Raw genomic sequence first — 17,956 nt, 5'->3', positions numbered from 1 at the left:
GCTCGTCCGCACCGGAGTGGCGCGGACGAGCCCTTCTTGTTGGCTTTCGGTCTGGTGCAACTGATTTCGCGAGGCGAGGGTAACTCCTGGGGTACCCCCGAAATCGGGTTGGCACCCGACCGCCGGCACGGGTACAGGTCAGCGGGCGGCTCCCAGGCCGCCCGCTGAAGTCCCGGGGAGGCGGGCTAGCCCAAGCGCTGCTTCAGGGCCTCGAACTCGTCGCGGATGCCGGAGGGCAGCTTGTCGCCGATGAACTCGAACCACTCCTCGATCAGCGGGATCTCCCGCTTCCACTCCTCGACGTTGACCGCGAGCGCCTCGTCGACGTCGGCGGTGTTCACGTCCAGGCCCTCGAGGTCGAGGTTGGCGGCCGTGGGGACATTGCCGATCGGGGTGGCCTCGGCCTCCGCTGTGCCCTCGATGCGGTTGACGATCCACTCCAGCACGCGGGAGTTCTCGCCGAAGCCGGGCCACAGGAAGCGGCCGTCCTCGCCGCGGCGGAACCAGTTGACGTAGAAGATCTTCGGCAGCTTCTGGGCGTCGGCGTTCTTGCCGAGGTTGATCCAGTGGCCGATGTAGTCACCCACGTGGTAGCCCATGAACGGGATCATGGCCATCGGGTCGCGGCGCACGGTGCCGACCTTGCCCTCGGCGGCGGCGGTCTGCTCCGAGGACAGGGTGGCGCCCATGAACACGCCGTGCTGCCAGTCGAAGGACTCGGTCACCAGCGGGACGGTGGTCTTGCGGCGGCCGCCGAAGAGGATGGCCGAGATCGGCACGCCCTGCGGGTCGTCCCATTCGGGGGCCAGGGTCGGGCACTGCGACATCGGGGTGCAGTAGCGCGAGTTCGGGTGCGCGGCCAGGGTTTCCGACTCGCGCTCGTACCAGTCGTTGCCCTTCCAGTCGATCAGGTGATCGGGCTGGCCCTCCAGGCCCTCCCACCACACGTCGCCGTCGTCGGTGAGCGCGACGTTGGTGTAGACGGTGTTGCCCGCGTCGATGGTGGCCATCGCGTTGGGGTTGGAGGAGTGGTTGGTGCCGGGCGCGACGCCGAAGAAGCCGAACTCCGGGTTGACGGCGTAGAGCTGCCCGTCCTCGCCGAAGCGCATCCACGCGATGTCGTCACCGAGGGTCTCGGCGCGCCAGCCCGGAATGGTCGGCTGGATCATGGCGAGGTTGGTCTTACCGCAGGCCGACGGGAACGCGGCGGCCACGTAGTACGCCTTGTTCTCCGGCGAGATCAGCTTGAGGATGAGCATGTGCTCGGCCAGCCAGCCCTCGTCGTGCGCCATGGCCGAGGCGATGCGCAGCGAGTAGCACTTCTTGCCCAGCAGCGCGTTGCCGCCGTAACCCGAACCGTAGGACCAGATTTCGCGGTCCTCGGGGAAGTGGGTGATGTACTTGGTGTCGTTGCACGGCCACGGCACGTCGGCCTGGCCCTCGGCCAGCGGCGCGCCCAGCGAGTGCAGCGCCTTCACGAACGGCCGGTCGGCGCCGAGCTTCTCCAGGGCGGCCTTGCCGGCGCGGGTCATCACGCGCATCGACACCACGACGTACTCGGAGTCGGTGATCTCGACGCCCAGCTTCGGGTCCGCGGCGCCCAGCGGGCCCATGCAGAAGGGCACCACGTACATGGTGCGGCCTTTCATGGAGCCGCGGTACAGCTCGGTCATGGTGGCGCGCATCTCGGCCGGGTCGACCCAGTTGTTGGTCGGACCGGCGTCGGCCTCGGTCTTCGAGCAGATGTAGGTGCGGGATTCGACGCGGGCGACGTCGGAGGGGTCGGAGAGGGCGAGGAACGAGTTGGGCTTCTTGCTCTCGTTCAGCTTCTTGAAGGTGCCCGCCTCGACCAGCTTGGTGGTGAGGGCGTCCCACTCCTCGTCGGAACCGTCCGACCAGACCACGCGGTCGGGCTGGGTGAGTTCTGCGACCTCCTGTACCCAGGCAAGCAGTTCCTTGTGCTCGGTGGGCGCGGTGCCATCGTGAAGACCAGGAATGGTCGCTGAGGTCATGAAAACTCTCCTGAGATGGGCGGCCCCGAGGTCATCGAGCCGAGGACCACGGCTCGCGACACCGAGTGCCACCAATTGCGGCAGGGCTCCCGCTGGTTCTCGCCGCTTGCCCGTACCGGCTGGACGCGCGTACAAGAACGCAACGGATGCCCTGGTTCCTGCCATAGAGGTTAACGCCATATATCGGGGTGTACGGAATCGGGTTGTCCACTCGGTACCGGGTCGAAACCTCCGACCAGCCGCTGAGCGAATTCAAGTGCGGCCAGGTCACGGTCGCATGCCAGCAGTAAAGCGGGGCGCCGCTGCGCCGCCTGCCGCAATTGCGCCTCCAATTCACCGACCCGCAGATCGGTTTCCACCATGCGCGCGGTGGCACTGCCGTGCACCTCGTCGGTGAGCTGTTCCTCGGCGTCGACCAGGGCCGTGGCGACCCGCTGTTCCAGCTGCGCGCGGGCGTCGACCAGCGTGTCCGCCGCCCATTGCCGCAGGTGAGCGCCATCGGCGAGGTGCCGGCGGGCGCGCACCACCCAGCCCGCGGCGGCGGCACCGAGGAGCAGACTGACCGGCACGATCGCGAAGTCGAAGGCCTGCAGCAGGGCCAGCGGCGCCACCACCAGCCGGCCCAGTCCGAAGCCGGCCGAGGCGCCGAGCGCGATCACCAGGTGGTCCTCGGCACCTCGCAGCCGCGGGCCCGGCGTGGGAACCGCCCTCGACACCCGTTCCGCGGGTGCCGGAAAAGATATATGCCATTCCTCCGCGACGGATTCTTCGACCTGACGACACAATTCGCCGATCCGGGAGCGAATCGAGCGATCCATCTCCTGTGTGAGTTTTTCCACAGAATCGCTCACATGCCGCGGAAATTCGGCGTGTGCGCGGCGCGGCAGGCGTTCGATTTCGGCCCGCAGCTCCCCGTGCAGCGCCCGGATTCTGGCTCCGACCTCGTGCAACAGATCTACTCGCGCCAACTGCAGCCGATTCCGCACGATCGTCATGGCCGAGCCCCGCCCGCCGTCACTCACCGCCAGCAGCCGCGCCCGCTCCTCCCGCAGTCCCGCCACATCCCCGCCGTCCCGCAACTTCCCGAGCTGCGCCCGGATCCGCCGCCGCGTCTCGGCCACCACCCGCTCCCGCACGATCTCCACCTGATCCGCCACCGCTCCCGCCCCCGCCGCCGCCACCAGCCGCGCGTGCAACAGCCCCACCCCCGACCGGTCCAGCAGCGCCGGATCCCCCGCCGCCCGCGCCACCGCCGCCATCCGCGCCGACACCGGCACGATCTCCGCCCCGCTCTCGCCCCCGGCCTTCGCCAGCAGCTCGACATCCAGCTTCCACACCTCCCGCCACTGCCGATGCGCGTGAATCCCATCCAGCGCGAACACGATCCGCGTCCCGTCCGCCCGCAGCGCCCGCACCCGCGCCAGCATTTCGCCGCCGATCAGCGCCCCGGCGTCGAGCACGACGAGCGCGACCGGACACGGGCGCGCCCCGGGTCCCGCGCCGGTCGCGGACGCCGGATCGGCGTCCGCGGTGCCGGCTCCGGCCGCTGTGACGACGATGAGGTCGATACGCGGCTGGAACCGAGCCAACTCGACCCGCAATGCCGCCGCGTGCGACTCGTCGCCGCTGAGGAGCGCGATCGCGGTGACTCCGGCCCGCGGCTCCGGGACAATCGCCCGCAGCAGGGCCAGACCGTGCGGATTCCAGCGCATGACAACGGCTTCCACCGCCGCGGGCAGCTCGGCCGGCGATACGGGAGGTTCGGCGACGGGTGCACCGCCCCGGACGGACCGGTCCGCATCGGCCGGGGCCGGCCGCTGCAACGGCGGCAGTTCGAGCCCGTGCAGCGGCGGCGAGTCAGCGGGGCGGGGTTCGGGGATCAACACCGCTGATTCGTATCCGGCGGCGTATTCGGCTTGGCCCCGGGCGAATCAATCGCCGAGGGCAGCGGCGACGGCCTCGTAGCGGCGGTGGAGTTCGTGGAAGAGGGAGTCTATTCCGCTGGCGCAGTGGAGGATCTGCAGTAGCAGCTGCGGGGGCAGGGCGGGGTGGCGGCGCAGGGCTGCGAGGGCGCAGGAGACGCCGAAGAGATCCCAGCGGTCCAGCAGGGCTCGGCGGGATTCCAGGTCGGGGGCGAGGTCGGCAGCGGTGAAGAGGTCGTGCGAGAGGGTGAGGGGTGGGTCGGGGCGGTCGCGATGGCGGTGGAGAGTCCGGAGGTCGCCGTCGGTGAGGGTGCCCGAGCGGGTGCGCGCGGCGAGGGACGCGACCACCGGGAAGACGGGCAGACCGAGTTCGGCGCTGAGGTCGGCGGCCGCCACGGCGGCGTCGGGCCACCGGGCGCCGATGGCATCGGCCTTGTTGAGTACCACAAGGGCGCGGTCCGGGTGGACGGTGGCGAGCAGGCGGCGGTCGGCGTGGCCGGCCAGGCCGGGGAGAACATAGAGGATGAGATCCGCGTCGAGTGCGGGGTCCGGTTGCCCGGGCTGGTCGACCGGCCGGGTTTCTTCCGCGGTGAGCAGCGACAGTGCATGTCGCAGGGTGGTTTTGCCCGCACGGGCCCGGCCCGTCACCTGGATGCGCGGAGATCGCCCGACCGGCACGCGGGCAGCCTAGCCGGAAGCCCCTGGGCACGTGGGCATTTCGGATCACAAACACGCAGGTCAGGCGGTGAGGAAGCAGACCGGTCCGGGTCCTTCTGTGCGCCCGCACAATTCGGCGCAACCGCTCTTCACAGACACCTGCGATTGCCCTACTCTGGCGATTCGGTCGGCATCAGGGCCGATGCACGGCTGCGGCGATCCCTCTCGGTCCACGGCCGGGCGCGACGAGGGGAGGTGGCGATGACCGTCAATGCGGACGTCATCGAATCATCCGGGACACCGGGCCCGAAAGGGACACTACGACCGGCAGCGGCCGGGCAGCCGAGCAGCCGCCCGCTGCCACCGGGCCGGGACCCCTTCTTCCATCCGCCGCGCGGGTTCGCCCGCCACGCGGCGGGCACGATGCTGCGCAGCCGCCCGGTCGACATCGCGCTGTTCGGCCTGGTGCCGCAACACGTGACGGCCTGGCAGCTGCTGTACCGCAGCCAGGATCTGCACGGCCGGCCCGAGGTCGCGGTCACCACCGTGCTGCTGCCCGAGGGCGCCGAACCGGATGCGGAGCGCCCGCTGCTGGCGTTCCAGACCGCCATGGACGCCGTGACCGACCGCTGCGCCCCGTCCTACGCGCTGCAGCGCGGCGCCCTGTCCCCCGGCTCCATCACCCAGCTCGAATGGCTGCTGGTCGCGAACGCGCTGCGCCGCGGCTGGGCGGTCAGCATCGCCGATCATGAAGGGCCGCACGGGAATTTCGGCGTGGCGCGCGAGCCCGGCTACCGCGGTCTCGACGGTGTCCGCGCCGCACTGCGTTTCGCGCCGCTGGGTCTGCGCGCGGACACCAGGGTCGCCGTGTGGGGCTATTCCGGTGGCGGCATGGCCAGTTCGTGGCTGGTGGAGATGGCTCCCGAGTACGCGCCCGAGCTGAATATCGTCGGGGCGGTGCTGGGCGCGCCGGTCGGTGATCCCCGCCACGTGTTCCTGAACCTGAACGGCGGCCTGTTCGCGGGCTTTCCGGCGATCGTGATCGCCGCGCTGCAGCAGGTCTACCCGGCGCTGGCCGAGGTGGTGCGCCGCGACTTCACCCCCGAGGGCCGTCGCCTGCTGGACCGCGCCCGTTCCCTGGGCCCGATCGCGGTGCTGCCGCTGCTGGTGGGCCGCCGCATGGACGACTATCTGCGGCGTCCGCTGGCGGAGATCCTGCCGGATCTCGAGGACATGTTCGACGAGCTGCGCCTGGGCAATCGCACGCCCGCGTGCCCGGTGCTGGTGGTGCAGCCGGTGCACGACCAGGTCATCGATGCCGCGGGGATCGACGGTCAGGTCGAGCGGTACCGGGCGGGCGGCGCGGCGGTCTGGTATGTCCGCGATCGCCTCAGCGAGCATTTCTCACTGCTGCCGCTGGCGACCCCGATGAGCCTGGACTGGCTGGCCGATCGGCTGGCCGGGAAGATTCTTACCGAACCCACAACCAAGACCGTCTGGTCGGTAGCGCTGTCCCCGGCACATTGGCGCGGCATGGTGGAAATGGCAACTACCGCAATGCGAGTCACCCTCGGACTGCCGCTGCGCCCGGCCGCCACACCGGCGTCCGGCGAGGTCTCGGGCCTGGCAGCCTGAGTGATCGCGGTCGCCGCAACCGTGGTCGATTGCTGCGCGAACTATCCGGTACTGGACAATGGACGCCGTGAACGACGCCGCGAACCACACTGCCGAGCCAGTTCCCGGGCCGCGGCCCGCCCAGCCCAACGGTGACGCCGATCACTCGGAAGCCGCCATCGGCCGGCCGGATCGGCCCGCGGGCAACCGCCTCTACCCCCGGGTCACCAGCTTCCGCGCCCGCCGCGGCGCGGTATCGCCCGCGCGTCAGGACGCCTGGGATCGGGTGTGGCCGGTGATCGGCAAGGACGTCTCCGACGAAAAGCTGGACGCCGACGCCTGGTTCGGGCGCTCGGCGCCGCTGATCATCGAGATCGGCTGTGGCACCGGCACCGCCACCGCGGCCATGGCGCAGGCCGAGCCGCAGTTCAACCTGATCGGCATCGAGGTCTACAAGCCGGGTCTGGCCCAGCTGGTGCAGCGCGTCGAGCGCGAGGGCATCGACAACCTCCGGCTGCTGCGCGGCGATGCCGTGGATGTCCTGGAAAATATGATTGCTCCGGAATCGCTGACCGGGGTGCGCGTGTTCTTCCCGGACCCGTGGCCGAAGGCGCGCCACCACAAGCGGCGGCTGTTGCAGCCGGAAGCCTTCGCACTCATCGCAAGTCGGCTGATTCCGGGCGGCGTGTTGCATGTGGCGACCGACCATGCGGACTACGCCGAGTGGATCGGCCTGTACGGAAATGCGGAACCCCAGCTCATCGGCATGAACGAGCCGACCGGAGGGGATCCCGAGGCCTACCGGAACAAAGCACCGATTGGTTTCGAACGCCCGATTACCAAGTTCGAAAACAAAGGACTCCGCGCGGGTAGCGCCATCACCGAGTTCATCTGGGGGAAGATCGAATCATGAGCGTCAGTGAGATGGCCCACGGTGTGTCGGAAGTTGCCGGAATAATGCACGGCACCGATTCGACCGAACTATCGGGCACCACAGGGCTCCACGGCAACGCCGGGGTCGCCCTGGGCGGCACCGCCACCGATGTGCGCCGCGTCCTATTGGTCTGGGATGCGCCGAACCTCGACATGGGCCTGGGCGCCATCCTCGGCGGACGCCCGACCGCCGCCTATCGCCCGCGCTTCGACGCGCTGGGCCGCTGGCTGCTGGCCCGCACCGCGGAACTGTCGGTGGGCAGCACCACCCGGGTCGAACCCGAGGCCACGGTCTTCACCAATATCGCCCCCGGCACCGCCGATGTCGTGCGCCCCTGGGTCGAGGCGCTGCGCAATGTCGGCTACGCCGTCTTCGCCAAACCCAAGATCGACGAAGACTCCGATGTGGACAGCGACATGCTCTCCCACATCGAGCTACGCCGTCGCGGCGCGGGTCTGGCCGGGATCATGGTGGCCTCCGCCGACGGGCAGGCGTTCCGCGCCCCGCTCGAGGAGATCGCCGGCTCCGGCGTGCCTGTTCAGGTGCTGGGTTTCCGCGAGCACGCGAGTTGGGCGGTCACGTCGGATATTCTCGAGTTCATCGACCTCGAGGACATCCCGGGCGTGTTCCGTGAACCGCTGCCCCGGGTCAGCCTCGACTCGCTGCCCGACGAGGGTGCGTGGCTGCAGCCGTTCCGGCCGCTGTCGGCCCTGCTCACCTCCCGCCCCGCTCAAGGAGTCGCTTAGTGTTCACCCGCTGGGGCGACCTGGTCTACAAGCTGCGCTACACCGTGCTCGGTGTTGTCGTGGCTGCAATGCTCTCGCTCGGAGCCTTCGGATTCGGGCTGGAGGACCATCTCAGCTCCAGCGGATGGTTCGACCCGAACTCCCAGTCCTCTCAGGCCGCGGTCCTGAAGGACCAGGTGTACGGACGCGATCACAACAGCGACGTGGTGGTGCTGTACACCGCGCCGGACGGCAGCACCATCGATGATCCCGCGTGGAATCAGAAGATCATCGACAACCTGAACAACCTGCCGGTGAAGCACCCGGAGATCAGTCAGGTCAACGGCTCGCCGTGGAAGACCAGCACCGGCCAGCAGCTGGCCCAGGCCGCCAGCCAGGACCGCAAGCACGCCTTCGCCTCCGTCGCCATCAAGGGCGACAACGACACCGACATGGTGCGGAACTACCGGAAGGTGAAGGACGCCTTCTACATTCCGGACGTCAAGGTCGAGGTCGCCGGTCTGCAGCCGGTCGCGGGCACGCTGAACGACACCATGGCGCAGGACCAGAAGCGCATGGAGATCATCGCCATTCCGGTGGTGGCCATCCTGCTGTTCTTCATCTTCGGCGGCATCGTGGCGGCGGCCCTGCCGCTCATCATCGGTGGTCTCACGGTGCTCGGCGCGAACGGCATCGTCATGGCGATCACCAAGTTCACCGAGGTGAATTCGTTTGTCTCCCCGGTAGTCTCGATGATCGGCCTGGGCCTGGCGATCGACTACGGCCTGTTCATCGTGAGCCGCTTCCGCGAGGAGGTGGCCGACGGTTACGACACCAAGGCGGCGGTGCGGCGCACGGTCGTGACCTCGGGCCGCACCGTGTTGTTCTCCGCCACGATGATCATCGCGGCCAGCGCCGGCATGCTGCTGTTCCCACAGGGCTTCCTCAAGTCGGTGGCCTACGGCACCATCGCGACGGTCGCACTGGCCGCGGTGTCCGCGGTCACCATCCTGCCCGCGCTGCTGTCCATTCTGGGTCCGCGCGTGGATGCGCTGGGGCTCAAGCGGTTCCGCAAGACCAAGACCGCCGAGCAGATCGAGAACGGTTTCTGGGGCAAACTCACCGCCTGGGTGATGAAGCACCCGCTCAAGGTCGCCATCCCGCTGACCATCGGCCTGCTGCTGCTGATCATCCCGGTGAAGAACCTGCAGTTCGGCGGTATCAGCGAAACCTATCTGCCGCCGGACAATCCGACCCGCCTGGCGCAGCAGCACTTCGACGAGACCTTCCCGCTACGCAAGGCCGACCCGGTCCAGCTGGTCATCCTCACCGATAACCCGAAGGACATCGGCACCATCCTCAACGAGGCCAACCAGGCCCGCGGACTGCAGCCCAAGACCACGTTCTCGCTCCCGCAGACGCCGCCCAACGGCTCCAATGTGTGGACGACCTCGCGGCCGCTCGAAAAGGGCAGCGACATCACCGAGACCATCGACGACCTGCGGGCGATCGACGTCCCGGACGGCGCCGAGGTGATGGTCAGCGGAACCCCGGTAATGATGCAGGACAGCATCGATCAGCTGGTCGATCGCATGCCGCTGATGATCGCGCTGGTGGTGCTGGTGACCACCATCCTGATGTTCCTCACCTTCGGCTCGCTGGTGCTGCCCATCAAGGCCGCGCTCATGAGCGCGCTCGGCCTGGGTTCCACGCTCGGCATCCTGACCTGGATCTTCATCGACGGCCACGGCGCGGGCCTGCTGAACTTCACCCCGCAGCCGATCATGTCGCCGGTGCTGGTGCTGATCATCTCCGTGGTCTACGGCCTATCCATCGATTACGAGGTGTTCCTGCTCTCCCGCATGGTCGAGTCCCGGACCCAGGGGGCGAGCACCACGGAGGCGGTGCGCGCGGGCACCGCGCAGACCGGCCGCATCATCACCGCCGCCGCGCTCATCCTGCTGGTGGTCACCGGCGCGTTCGCGTTCTCCGACCTGGTGATGATGCAGTACATCGCCTACGGCATGGTGTCGGCGCTGTTCATCGACGCGACCGTGCTGCGCATGCTGCTGGTGCCGGCCACCATGAAACTGCTCGGCGACGACTGCTGGTGGGCGCCCAAGTGGATGAAGAAGATCCAGCAGAAGATCGGCCTGGGCGAGCCCATCCTCGACGATGAGCGGCCCGGCGGCGGCGAGGTGGTCGACCTGGTGAAGACCACCCCGATCACCGACCCGGTCACCATGCAGATCCCGATCCTGTCCGACGGCACCGCCGCCCCGGCGCGGTCGCGCAAGCCGCGCCCGGCCCGCACCGTCGATGTGGACAGCGAGGCCCCGACCCAGCGCATCGACAAGGTCGAGCGGGCCCAGCCCGCCGAGCCCGTCCAGCCCGCGGAGCCCGCCCAGCGCACCGAGTCCCCGCAGACCCCCGAGCCCGCGCGGCCCGCCGACAGCTCCGCGGCTGCCCCGGAGACCAAGCGCGCGCCGGGATTCCCGTCCGCCGCCATGCGTCCCGGCCACGGGGTCACCCCGTCGACGACCTCGGCCCCGGCCTTCGCCAAGCCTGTCGGCATCGGTGAACCCGCCCCCGCGTCGCCCACGCCGGTCAGTGAAATCGGCACCGCCGCACCGGCGGAGGTCACCCCGCCGCTCGCCCCGCGGCGCGTCAGCGCGGCCGCAGAGGACGCGCCGACCACCGATCTCGGTTCCGGCCGCACCGGTCTGGGCGCCAACCCCACCGGTCCGGGCGCGGCGCGCGGCCCGATGGCCCCGCACCCCATCGGCGACTTCGCCTCTCCCGCACGGGGATCCGCGAATGCCGGTAGCGGGCTGCCGCAGCGGACGCCCGAGGCCGTGGCCCCGCCGGTCGCCCCCGTGAACCCGATGCCGTCGATCTCGCAGCCGGGAGCGGCTGCCGCGCCCGCGGATTCGCAGCCGCCCGCACCGGTGGTCGGTTCGGAGCGGGTGCTGCCGCCGCCGACGCCGAAGATCCCGCCGCATCCGGCGACCCGAGCGCAGCTGTACCAGCCGCACCCGCCGGAGCCGGAGCAGAGCGAGCCCACCGAACAGCTCGCGGAAACCGCTGCCGAGGAACAGCATCCGACGCACCACGCCGCCCAGGATGCGCCGCAGGACGGCCCCGGCCGCAGCAGCATCGAGCAGTGGATGTCGGATCTGCGCTCCTCACGGCGTCGCCCGCCCGCCGAGAATCCGGACGAGGACGCCAAGCATCGGGGCGGCGACGGACGCACGGTGAGCGTCAACGAACTGCTCCGCCGCCAGAACCACGACTGATACCCGGACATCAGGAAGGCCCGGCCGAATCCTCGGCCGGGCCTTCCTTTTTCAGCGGCCACGCGAGACGAGCGCCAGAGTCCATGTCGGCGAAGGCCGGCGAAAGCACCGGGTGAAATCGCAGCTGGGGTATGGGGGGATCGCGGCACCCGGGCGGCGGGCGATTGCTCCCCGATTCGGCGGTGGAGACCCGCCGAGCCGGTCAGGCGGGGTGGGCGGGCGTCGCGGCGCGGGCGATGGTGGCGCGGATCTCGGCTGTGATCAGATCCGGGGCCTCGAGCATGGGGACGTGGCCGAGATCGGGCAGGGCGCGCACATCGATGATCCGGCCGGGGGTAAGCGGGGCGTAGACGTGGGGCGGCAGCACGCGATCGCGGTCGGGCAGCAGGATGCTGGTGGGTACGTCCAGTTCGCCCAGCCGGGTGAAACCCGTTGGGAGATCCGGATCTTCGGCCAGGTCATCGACGATGGCGCATTCGGTGATGGCCGCGGTCATCGCCTTGGCCAGCGGATTCGGCACCAGGGCGGGACGATCGGCGAGCAGCGGGAGCAGCAGGCTGCGCAGCAGCGAGGGCATGCTCGGCCGGCGGTCGGGCCCCAGGCCGATGAGCGGGCCGAAGGCCCGGAACTTGCGCAGCAGCGAATCGGCGGCGGCGGGCGTGCGCCACAGGCCCGCGGGGGCGATGGCGGTGCAGGATCGGGCGCGGCCGCGGGCGGCGAGTTCCAGCGCGATCCAGCCACCCAGCGAATTGCCCGCGATATGCGCGGTGTCCCAACCGGATTCGTCGAGCAGGCGCTCACAGTGGTCGGCCAGGGCGGCCACGGTGGCGGGCCGGGCGGCCTCGGGTCCGCCCCAGTGGCCGGGGAGGGTGGGGGCGAGCACGGTGTGGCCGGTGGCCAGCTCGTCGAGCACCGCGCCCCAGGACTGCCAGGTGAGCAGGACACCGTGCAGCAGGAGCAGCGGCTCGCCGCCGCCGGATCGATGCACTGCCTCCGGAATCGCGACACCTTCCACCATGTGCGTGACCCTACCGCCCGGATCCGCCCGCCGCCGCGCTCGATTCCGCGGCACTGCGGCCTCGGGCCCGGCGGTCACGCACCGTTGAGGAATCGCTTCCAGTTGGTGCCGAACGGGTGCTTGGCGGTGACCGAGCTGAACCGCAGCGTGCCGTGCACGACCAGGTGCAGCGGCCCGATGGGCGGGCCGGTGCGCACCTTGGTGTTGGCGCTGGAGCCGATCAGGTCGATGGCATTGAGGTCCACGGTGGCCTCGGCCGGCACGATCAGTTCGATCGAACTGCAGGTGTCGTTCACGTGGATCTCCACCACCTGGGTGGACATGACGGCCTGGGTGAAGTCCAGGCGCACGCTGCCCAGCATGCTGTTGATCGCCAGCGCCGGCGGGACGTGCCAGGCGCCCTTGCGCTCCACGCCCGACAGCCGCGCGCGAATCACATTGGAGGGCACGGCCGGTGGCATCCGGTGCGCGGTCGCGTACCGGGGCGGCGGCTGCACGAAATGCTGCCCGGCGGGGGCGGGCTGCCCGACCAGCCGGACGCCCGGCAGATCGATCAGCACCGCATTGAGTTCGCCGCGGGTCTTGGCCGCGAGCGCGGTGTCCATGCGCTCGGTGAATTCCCCCAGCGACAGCATGCCCAGCCCGACCGCACGCTGCAGCAGCCGGCCGACATGTTCGCGTTCGACATCGGATACCCGCAGATCCCGGTCGCCGATCACGGCGTTGCCGGTCACGATCGCGGAAACCGCTTCAGGACCTCCCATGCTTCGAGGCTAGCCAGCACGGGGCCGCCACCGCATCAGGGCAATCCCTGAACCGTCCCCCTACTCGAGGCCCTGCTCGATGGCGTAGCGGGTCAGCTCGACGCGATTGCCGAGCTGCAGTTTGCGCAGCGTGGACTGCACGTGGTTCTCCACGGTGCGGTGACTGAGCCCGAGCCGGGTGGCGATCTGCCTGGCGGACAAGCCCTTCGCCACCATGCGCAGCACCTCGGTCTCGCGATCGGTGAGGGCGGGGCGGTGCGGTTCGTCGCGTTCGGCGGGGGTGCCGGCGATCCGGCGGAACTCGCCCAGCACGAGACCGGCCAGGCCCGGGGTGAAGACGGCCTGTCCCGCCGCGGTGGCGCGGACGGCGTCCAGCAGTTCGGTGGCCGAGGCGCTCTTGACCAGGTAGCCGGTGGCGCCGGCCTTGATGGCGTCGAGCACGTCGTCGCGTTCGGCGGAGGCCGACAGCACCAGCACCCGGGTGCGCGGGGAGACCCGCAGCACCTCGGCGGTGGCGGCGGCGCCGTTGCCGTCGGGGAGCTGCATGTCCATGAGCACGACCGCCGGTTGCACGGCGCTCGCGCGGGCCCCGGCGGCGCGCACGCCGTCGGCGGTGGCGACCACGTCGAATCCGGCCTCGGCCAGATCGCGGGCGACCCCGTCCCGCCAGATCGGGTGGTCGTCCACCACCATCACCGTGATTCCGGCATCCGATTCGGTCATGTCCGCCTCCGATCTCATTGTGGCCGTTCGAGACTCTCAGCGTCGCGGTTCCAGGGGCACGCGGAACTCCCATTCCGCGCCCTCACCGTCGGCGGGCGCCGCCTCGCACAGCAGCTGCGCGGTGCCGCCGAGGGCCGCGATGCGCCCGACGATGGACCGCGAAACACCCATGCGCCCTTGCCCTTCGGCCTCGGCGAGCCGGCCGGGCGGAATGCCGGGGCCGTCGTCGCGCACGCTCACGATGAGCTCGTCGCCGGTATCCTCCAGCAGCACATACGCTTTCGCGCCCGGACCGGCGTGCTGGACCACATTGGCGAGGGCGGCCGCCACGGCGGCGGCGACCTCGCGCGCCGCCCAGTGGCCCAGCGGCACCGGATGACCGGGGGTGGAGACGAACACGGACGGGGTGGCCTGTGCGGTGAGCAGCGGCCGCAGATCGTCCTCCGCGCCCCCGGCGTCGGTGCGATCGCCCTGTTCGGAGATGAGCACCCGCAGCGCCACCTCCTGCTCGCCCGCGCGCTGCGCCAGTTCGGCTGTCGGGCCGCCGATTTCATTGCCGCGGCGCTTGATGTAGCTGAGTACCTGCAGGACTCCGTCGTGCACCTCGCGGGCCAGGCGTTCGCGTTCCTGGGCGGCGGCGGTGAGCCGGACGGCGCGCTGCAGCTGCGCGTGCGCGCGGCGGGCGGTATCGGAGGCCAGGCCCAGCGCGAGGCCCACCGAGATCAGGACGGGCAGCGTCGCATCACGCCACACATCGAAGTCCCATTGCGCCCGTGCGGTGATGACGGCGGCGGAGATGAGCAGACCCGAGCAGATGCCGCCGAACGGTCCCCACAGAATCGCCGCGGAGACAACGGCATTGGCGGCCCAGAGCGTGGTGGGCAGGGTCTGATGGTGGTGATACCAGTCGTAGGGCGCGACCAGCCGGGTCGCGAAGATCAGGGCGATGACCACGAGATGGTCGCCGACCACCACGGCCGTGCGCACCCGCGGCTCGTGCCGGATCCGCCACTGCGACAACAGCACCGCCGAGATACCCGACCACACCGCCATCACGGCGATCAGCGCCCAGCTCAACCGCTGATTGCTGTAGTACGACACCGAGGCGATCTGCTGGCCCACCGCGTACAGCAGGGTGACCAGCCGGAACGCCTGCACCGCCCGCCACAGCGGCGCGGTGGCCGCCCAGGCGGGATCGGGCTCCGCCTGCCCCCGGGTCACCGTCAGTCCCCGGCGTCCCCGCTGCCGCCCGCGGGCTTCGGGGGCGTCTCGTGGTCGTCCTCGGCCACGGGTACCGGCACCTTGTAGCGGTCCGGGTCGGGAGTATCGGGTTCGGCGCTGAACATGGGTTTGCTCGGATCGCCGGTGTGCAGCTCCTGGTAGAGCTCGTCGGGCGAGTCGGCCAGCAGCGAGCGCAGGGCGGTATTGAGCACCGCCACGAACGGCACCGCGAGCAGACCGCCCGCGAGACCCGCCAGCACCACGCCCGCCGCGATGGCGAGCACCACGGCCAGCGGATGGATACGGACCGCGCGGCCCATCAGCAGCGGTTGCAGCACATGGCCTTCCAGCTGCATGACCGCCACCGTGATGCCCAGCACGATGAGCGCGGTGACGAGGCCCTTGGTCATGAGCGCGATGAAGACCGCCACCGAACCGGCGATGAACGAACCCACGATCGGGATGAACGCGCCGATGAAGACCAGCGAGGCCAGCGGAAGCGCCAGCGGCACATTGAGAATGGCCAGGCCCGCGCCGATACCGATGGCGTCCACCGCCGCCACCATGACGGTGGCCCGCACGAAGCCGGTCAGGGTGCCGAAGCCCAGCCGCCCGGCCTGACGCACCTTCGCCCGGTGCCGGGTCGGGACGATCCGGGTCACGAACTCCCAGATCTGGTCGCCGCCGTAGAGGAAGAAGATGAGGATGAACAGGGTCAGGAACGTGCCGGTGAAGAATTCACCGATGACCGTGGCGGTGGTGAGGGCCCCGCTGGTCAGCGCGTCCTTGTTCGACTCGACGGTTTTGACGATAGTGTCGCCCGCATTGCGGATCTGGTCGTTGCTCAGGTGCAGCGGACCGTTGATCAGCCAGTCCTGCACCTGGTGCACGGAGGTCTTGAACTCGTCCGTCAGCTGCGGCACACCCGAGACGAACTGCTCGACGACGAAGGTCATGATTCCGGCGAGCAGACCGAGCGCCCCGACCAGCGCCACGAACACCCCGATCGCCCGCGGCACCCCGAACCGCTGCATCCAATTGACCAGCGGCGCCATCAGCGCCGCGCCCAGCAGTGCGATGGAAATCGGAATGGTGACCGTCGAGAGCCGCCGCGCCAGATAGGCCACCGCGAGCACCGCCGCGAAGATGATCAGCAACCGCCAGCACCACTCGGCGGTCTGCCGCACGATGGGGTGCACCGCCGCCGCGTCGTGCCGGCGCACCCCGCCGGACTCGCTCGATCTGCCGGACCCTGCCTGCACCTCGCTCACCTCAGCGAGCCTACTGGTTCGTGTCCGCATTACGGCGGCGGCAAAACCAGCGTGGGCAAGAGCCCCGGCCGACATGACGGTCTTTCATTCGATCGGTAACGTGACGCCTGATCTCGTTGCGCCAGGGGTAACTCGTCGGGTTACCGCCGAAGTTGGTTCGGCTCCCAGCCGCCGGCACGCGTCCCCATCGGTCAACGGCTCTCAGCCGTGCGCTGAAGATTCGGGGAGGCGGGGTAGCTTGGTGATCGTGTCAGCGCCCCTCGAAGCGGTCAAACAGACCATGCATACCCGCTGGCCGCTGTACTTGGCTTCGATGCTGGCGGCCAACGCCTTCGGCGCTGTCCTGGTGTGGGCCTTCATCCAGTACGGGCTGCCGGTTCCGGAGGGCGGGACCAGCGCGACCCGGCAGACCGGGCTGCTGATCCCGGGCCTGGTCTTCGTGATCGGCGGGCTCCTGAGCGTGACCGCGTCGGCACTCATGCTGCGGCCGGTCATGCGGTGGCAGATGCGCGGCGGGCCGCCGTCGCGGCAGGAGCAGATGGCGGCGCTGCACGCCCCGCTGCGGCAGGCCATCGTGCATCTGGTGCTGTGGCTGGTCGGCGGTGGCGTGCTGGCCTCGGTCATCATCGTGCGGACCCCCGAGCTGGCCGCGGCGGTGATCGTGACCGAATGTATGGCCGCCACCATCGTTTTCGGCTTCACCTACATGCTGGGCGAGCGGATCCTGCGGCCGGTCGCGGCCGAGGCGCTGACCACGGGGGCCTTCGACCACACCCTGACCGCGGGCGTCGGCACCCGGATGGCCATGACCTGGGGCATGGGCACCTTCGCGCCGACGATTGCCATCGTGCTGCTGTGCGTCACCCAGATTTCTTCTCGCGTCCAGTTTTCCGCGCAGTCGCTGGCCGTCTCGATTCTGCTGTTGTGCGGTGTGGTGATCATGCAGGCGCTGGCACTTTCCATGCTCACCGGCTCTTCCATTTCCGATCCGATTCGCCAGCTCAGCCAGGCCATCGACCGCGTGCAGGAGGGTGCGCGGGATGTGCAGGTGGAAGTTTTCGACGGTTCGGAAATCGGGCTGCTGCAGGTTGGCTTCAACCGAATGATGGGTGAGGCCGCCAAACGCCGGGAACTGCAGGAATTGTTCGGTCAGCATGTCGGTGAGGACGTGGCGCGCCGGGCGCTCGAGTACGGCACCGAACTCGGTGGTGAAACCCGATTCGTGGCGGTGTTGTTCGTGGATATGGTCGGTTCGACCGCGACCGCCGCGGAACGCCCGCCGACCGAAGTGGTCAGCCTGCTCAACGAGTTCTTCCGCGTGGTGGTGGATGTCATCGACCGCAACCACGGGCTCATCAACAAATTCATGGGCGATGCCGCGCTGGCCATCTTCGGCGCCCCGCTGGACCGCCCCGACGCACCGACCGCGGCCCTCGCCGCGGCCCGTGAGCTGCGCGAAGCCCTGCGCGAGGTGGCCGGGCTGGATATCGGAATCGGCGTCTCCGCGGGGCTGGCGGTGGCCGGGAATATCGGTGGCGCAAATCGTTTCGAATACACCGTGATCGGTGATCCGGTGAACGAGGCGTCGCGCCTGACCGAACTCGCCAAGGACCGCCCGGAACGCGTCCTGACCTCGTCGAGCGCACTGTTTTTCGCCGATGAGAACGAGCAGCGGCATTGGCAGACCGGCGAAGAGGTGCAACTGCGCGGGCGCCGCCGGAAAACCCGGCTGGCCTGGCCGCGGGAAAGCATCGACCCGGCTGCTGCAGACGAGGCGGCGGCGAGTTCGTTAGGCTGAC

At 69.7% G+C, this 17,956-nt stretch carries 13 protein-coding genes; 5 read left to right on the top strand and 8 right to left on the bottom strand.

The genetic code is table 11. The features are described 5' to 3' along the window. Nucleotides 1–185: 185 nt before the first annotated feature. From ACWEKS_RS17610 to ACWEKS_RS17600, 3 genes are all read right to left on the bottom strand, one after another. Nucleotides 186–2,012, bottom strand: coding sequence for a phosphoenolpyruvate carboxykinase (GTP) (locus ACWEKS_RS17610; RefSeq protein WP_452341053.1), 1,827 nt, complete (start codon nucleotides 2,010–2,012; stop codon nucleotides 186–188). 170 nt (nucleotides 2,013–2,182) lie between these two features. Beyond that, on the bottom strand, nucleotides 2,183–3,898 hold the full coding sequence (locus ACWEKS_RS17605) for a hypothetical protein (protein ID WP_452341052.1): 1,716 nt from the start codon (nucleotides 3,896–3,898) through the stop codon (nucleotides 2,183–2,185). Between the two features lie 45 nt (nucleotides 3,899–3,943). After that, nucleotides 3,944–4,612, bottom strand: a complete 669-nt coding sequence (locus tag ACWEKS_RS17600; RefSeq protein WP_452341051.1) for a GTPase domain-containing protein — start codon at nucleotides 4,610–4,612, stop codon at nucleotides 3,944–3,946. A 240-nt stretch (nucleotides 4,613–4,852) separates the two neighbouring features. On the opposite strand from ACWEKS_RS17600, the gene ACWEKS_RS17595 reads away from it, so the two are divergent. From ACWEKS_RS17595 to ACWEKS_RS17580, 4 genes are read left to right on the top strand one after another with little or no spacing between them, the layout of a single operon-like run. Next, the gene (locus ACWEKS_RS17595) at nucleotides 4,853–6,226 is read left to right on the top strand and encodes a lipase family protein (protein WP_452341050.1); all 1,374 of its coding nucleotides are present in this window, start codon (nucleotides 4,853–4,855) and stop codon (nucleotides 6,224–6,226) included. 58 nt (nucleotides 6,227–6,284) lie between these two features. Then, nucleotides 6,285–7,118 (top strand): tRNA (guanosine(46)-N7)-methyltransferase TrmB, encoded by an 834-nt coding sequence (gene trmB / locus ACWEKS_RS17590; protein WP_452341049.1) that lies wholly within the window; start codon nucleotides 6,285–6,287, stop codon nucleotides 7,116–7,118. Beyond that, complete coding sequence (locus ACWEKS_RS17585; protein ID WP_364609557.1) at nucleotides 7,115–7,885, top strand: NYN domain-containing protein; 771 nt, start codon at nucleotides 7,115–7,117, stop codon at nucleotides 7,883–7,885. Before trmB ends, ACWEKS_RS17585 begins: the two co-directional genes overlap by 4 nt. Further along, a complete protein-coding gene (locus tag ACWEKS_RS17580; protein WP_452341048.1) occupies nucleotides 7,885–11,160 on the top strand; it encodes an MMPL family transporter in 3,276 nt (1,091 codons plus the stop codon). Before ACWEKS_RS17585 ends, ACWEKS_RS17580 begins: the two co-directional genes overlap by 1 nt. Nucleotides 11,161–11,362: 202 nt before the next feature. On the opposite strand, the gene ACWEKS_RS17575 is transcribed toward ACWEKS_RS17580, so the two are convergent. From ACWEKS_RS17575 to ACWEKS_RS17555, 5 genes are all read right to left on the bottom strand, one after another. Continuing rightward, a complete protein-coding gene (locus ACWEKS_RS17575) occupies nucleotides 11,363–12,178 on the bottom strand; it encodes an alpha/beta fold hydrolase (protein ID WP_452341047.1) in 816 nt (271 codons plus the stop codon). Nucleotides 12,179–12,252: 74 nt separating this feature from the next. Then, nucleotides 12,253–12,894: a DUF1707 SHOCT-like domain-containing protein gene (locus tag ACWEKS_RS17570; RefSeq protein ID WP_452341076.1), complete on the bottom strand. Its 642-nt coding sequence runs from the start codon at nucleotides 12,892–12,894 to the stop codon at nucleotides 12,253–12,255. A gap of 108 nt (nucleotides 12,895–13,002) precedes the next feature. Next, on the bottom strand, nucleotides 13,003–13,665 hold the full coding sequence (locus ACWEKS_RS17565; RefSeq protein WP_452341046.1) for a response regulator: 663 nt from the start codon (nucleotides 13,663–13,665) through the stop codon (nucleotides 13,003–13,005). A 36-nt stretch (nucleotides 13,666–13,701) separates the two neighbouring features. Further along, complete coding sequence (macS, locus tag ACWEKS_RS17560) at nucleotides 13,702–14,886, bottom strand: MacS family sensor histidine kinase (protein WP_452341045.1); 1,185 nt, start codon at nucleotides 14,884–14,886, stop codon at nucleotides 13,702–13,704. 2 nt (nucleotides 14,887–14,888) lie between these two features. Next, nucleotides 14,889–16,085 carry an AI-2E family transporter gene (locus tag ACWEKS_RS17555; protein ID WP_452341075.1) on the bottom strand — a complete coding sequence of 399 codons (1,197 nt, stop codon included), beginning with the start codon at nucleotides 16,083–16,085 and terminating at the stop codon, nucleotides 14,889–14,891. Nucleotides 16,086–16,437: 352 nt separating this feature from the next. Between ACWEKS_RS17555 and ACWEKS_RS17550 the strand changes: the two genes are divergently transcribed. Then, entirely contained in the window at nucleotides 16,438–17,955 is a 1,518-nt protein-coding gene (locus ACWEKS_RS17550) for an adenylate/guanylate cyclase domain-containing protein (RefSeq protein ID WP_452341074.1), read from the top strand. Nucleotide 17,956 lies beyond the last annotated feature (1 nt).

The organism is Nocardia sp. NPDC004711, from assembly GCF_053601595.1.
Note: the sequence above shows the minus strand (reverse complement) of the source record. Positions and strands in the feature narration are given on the sequence as shown.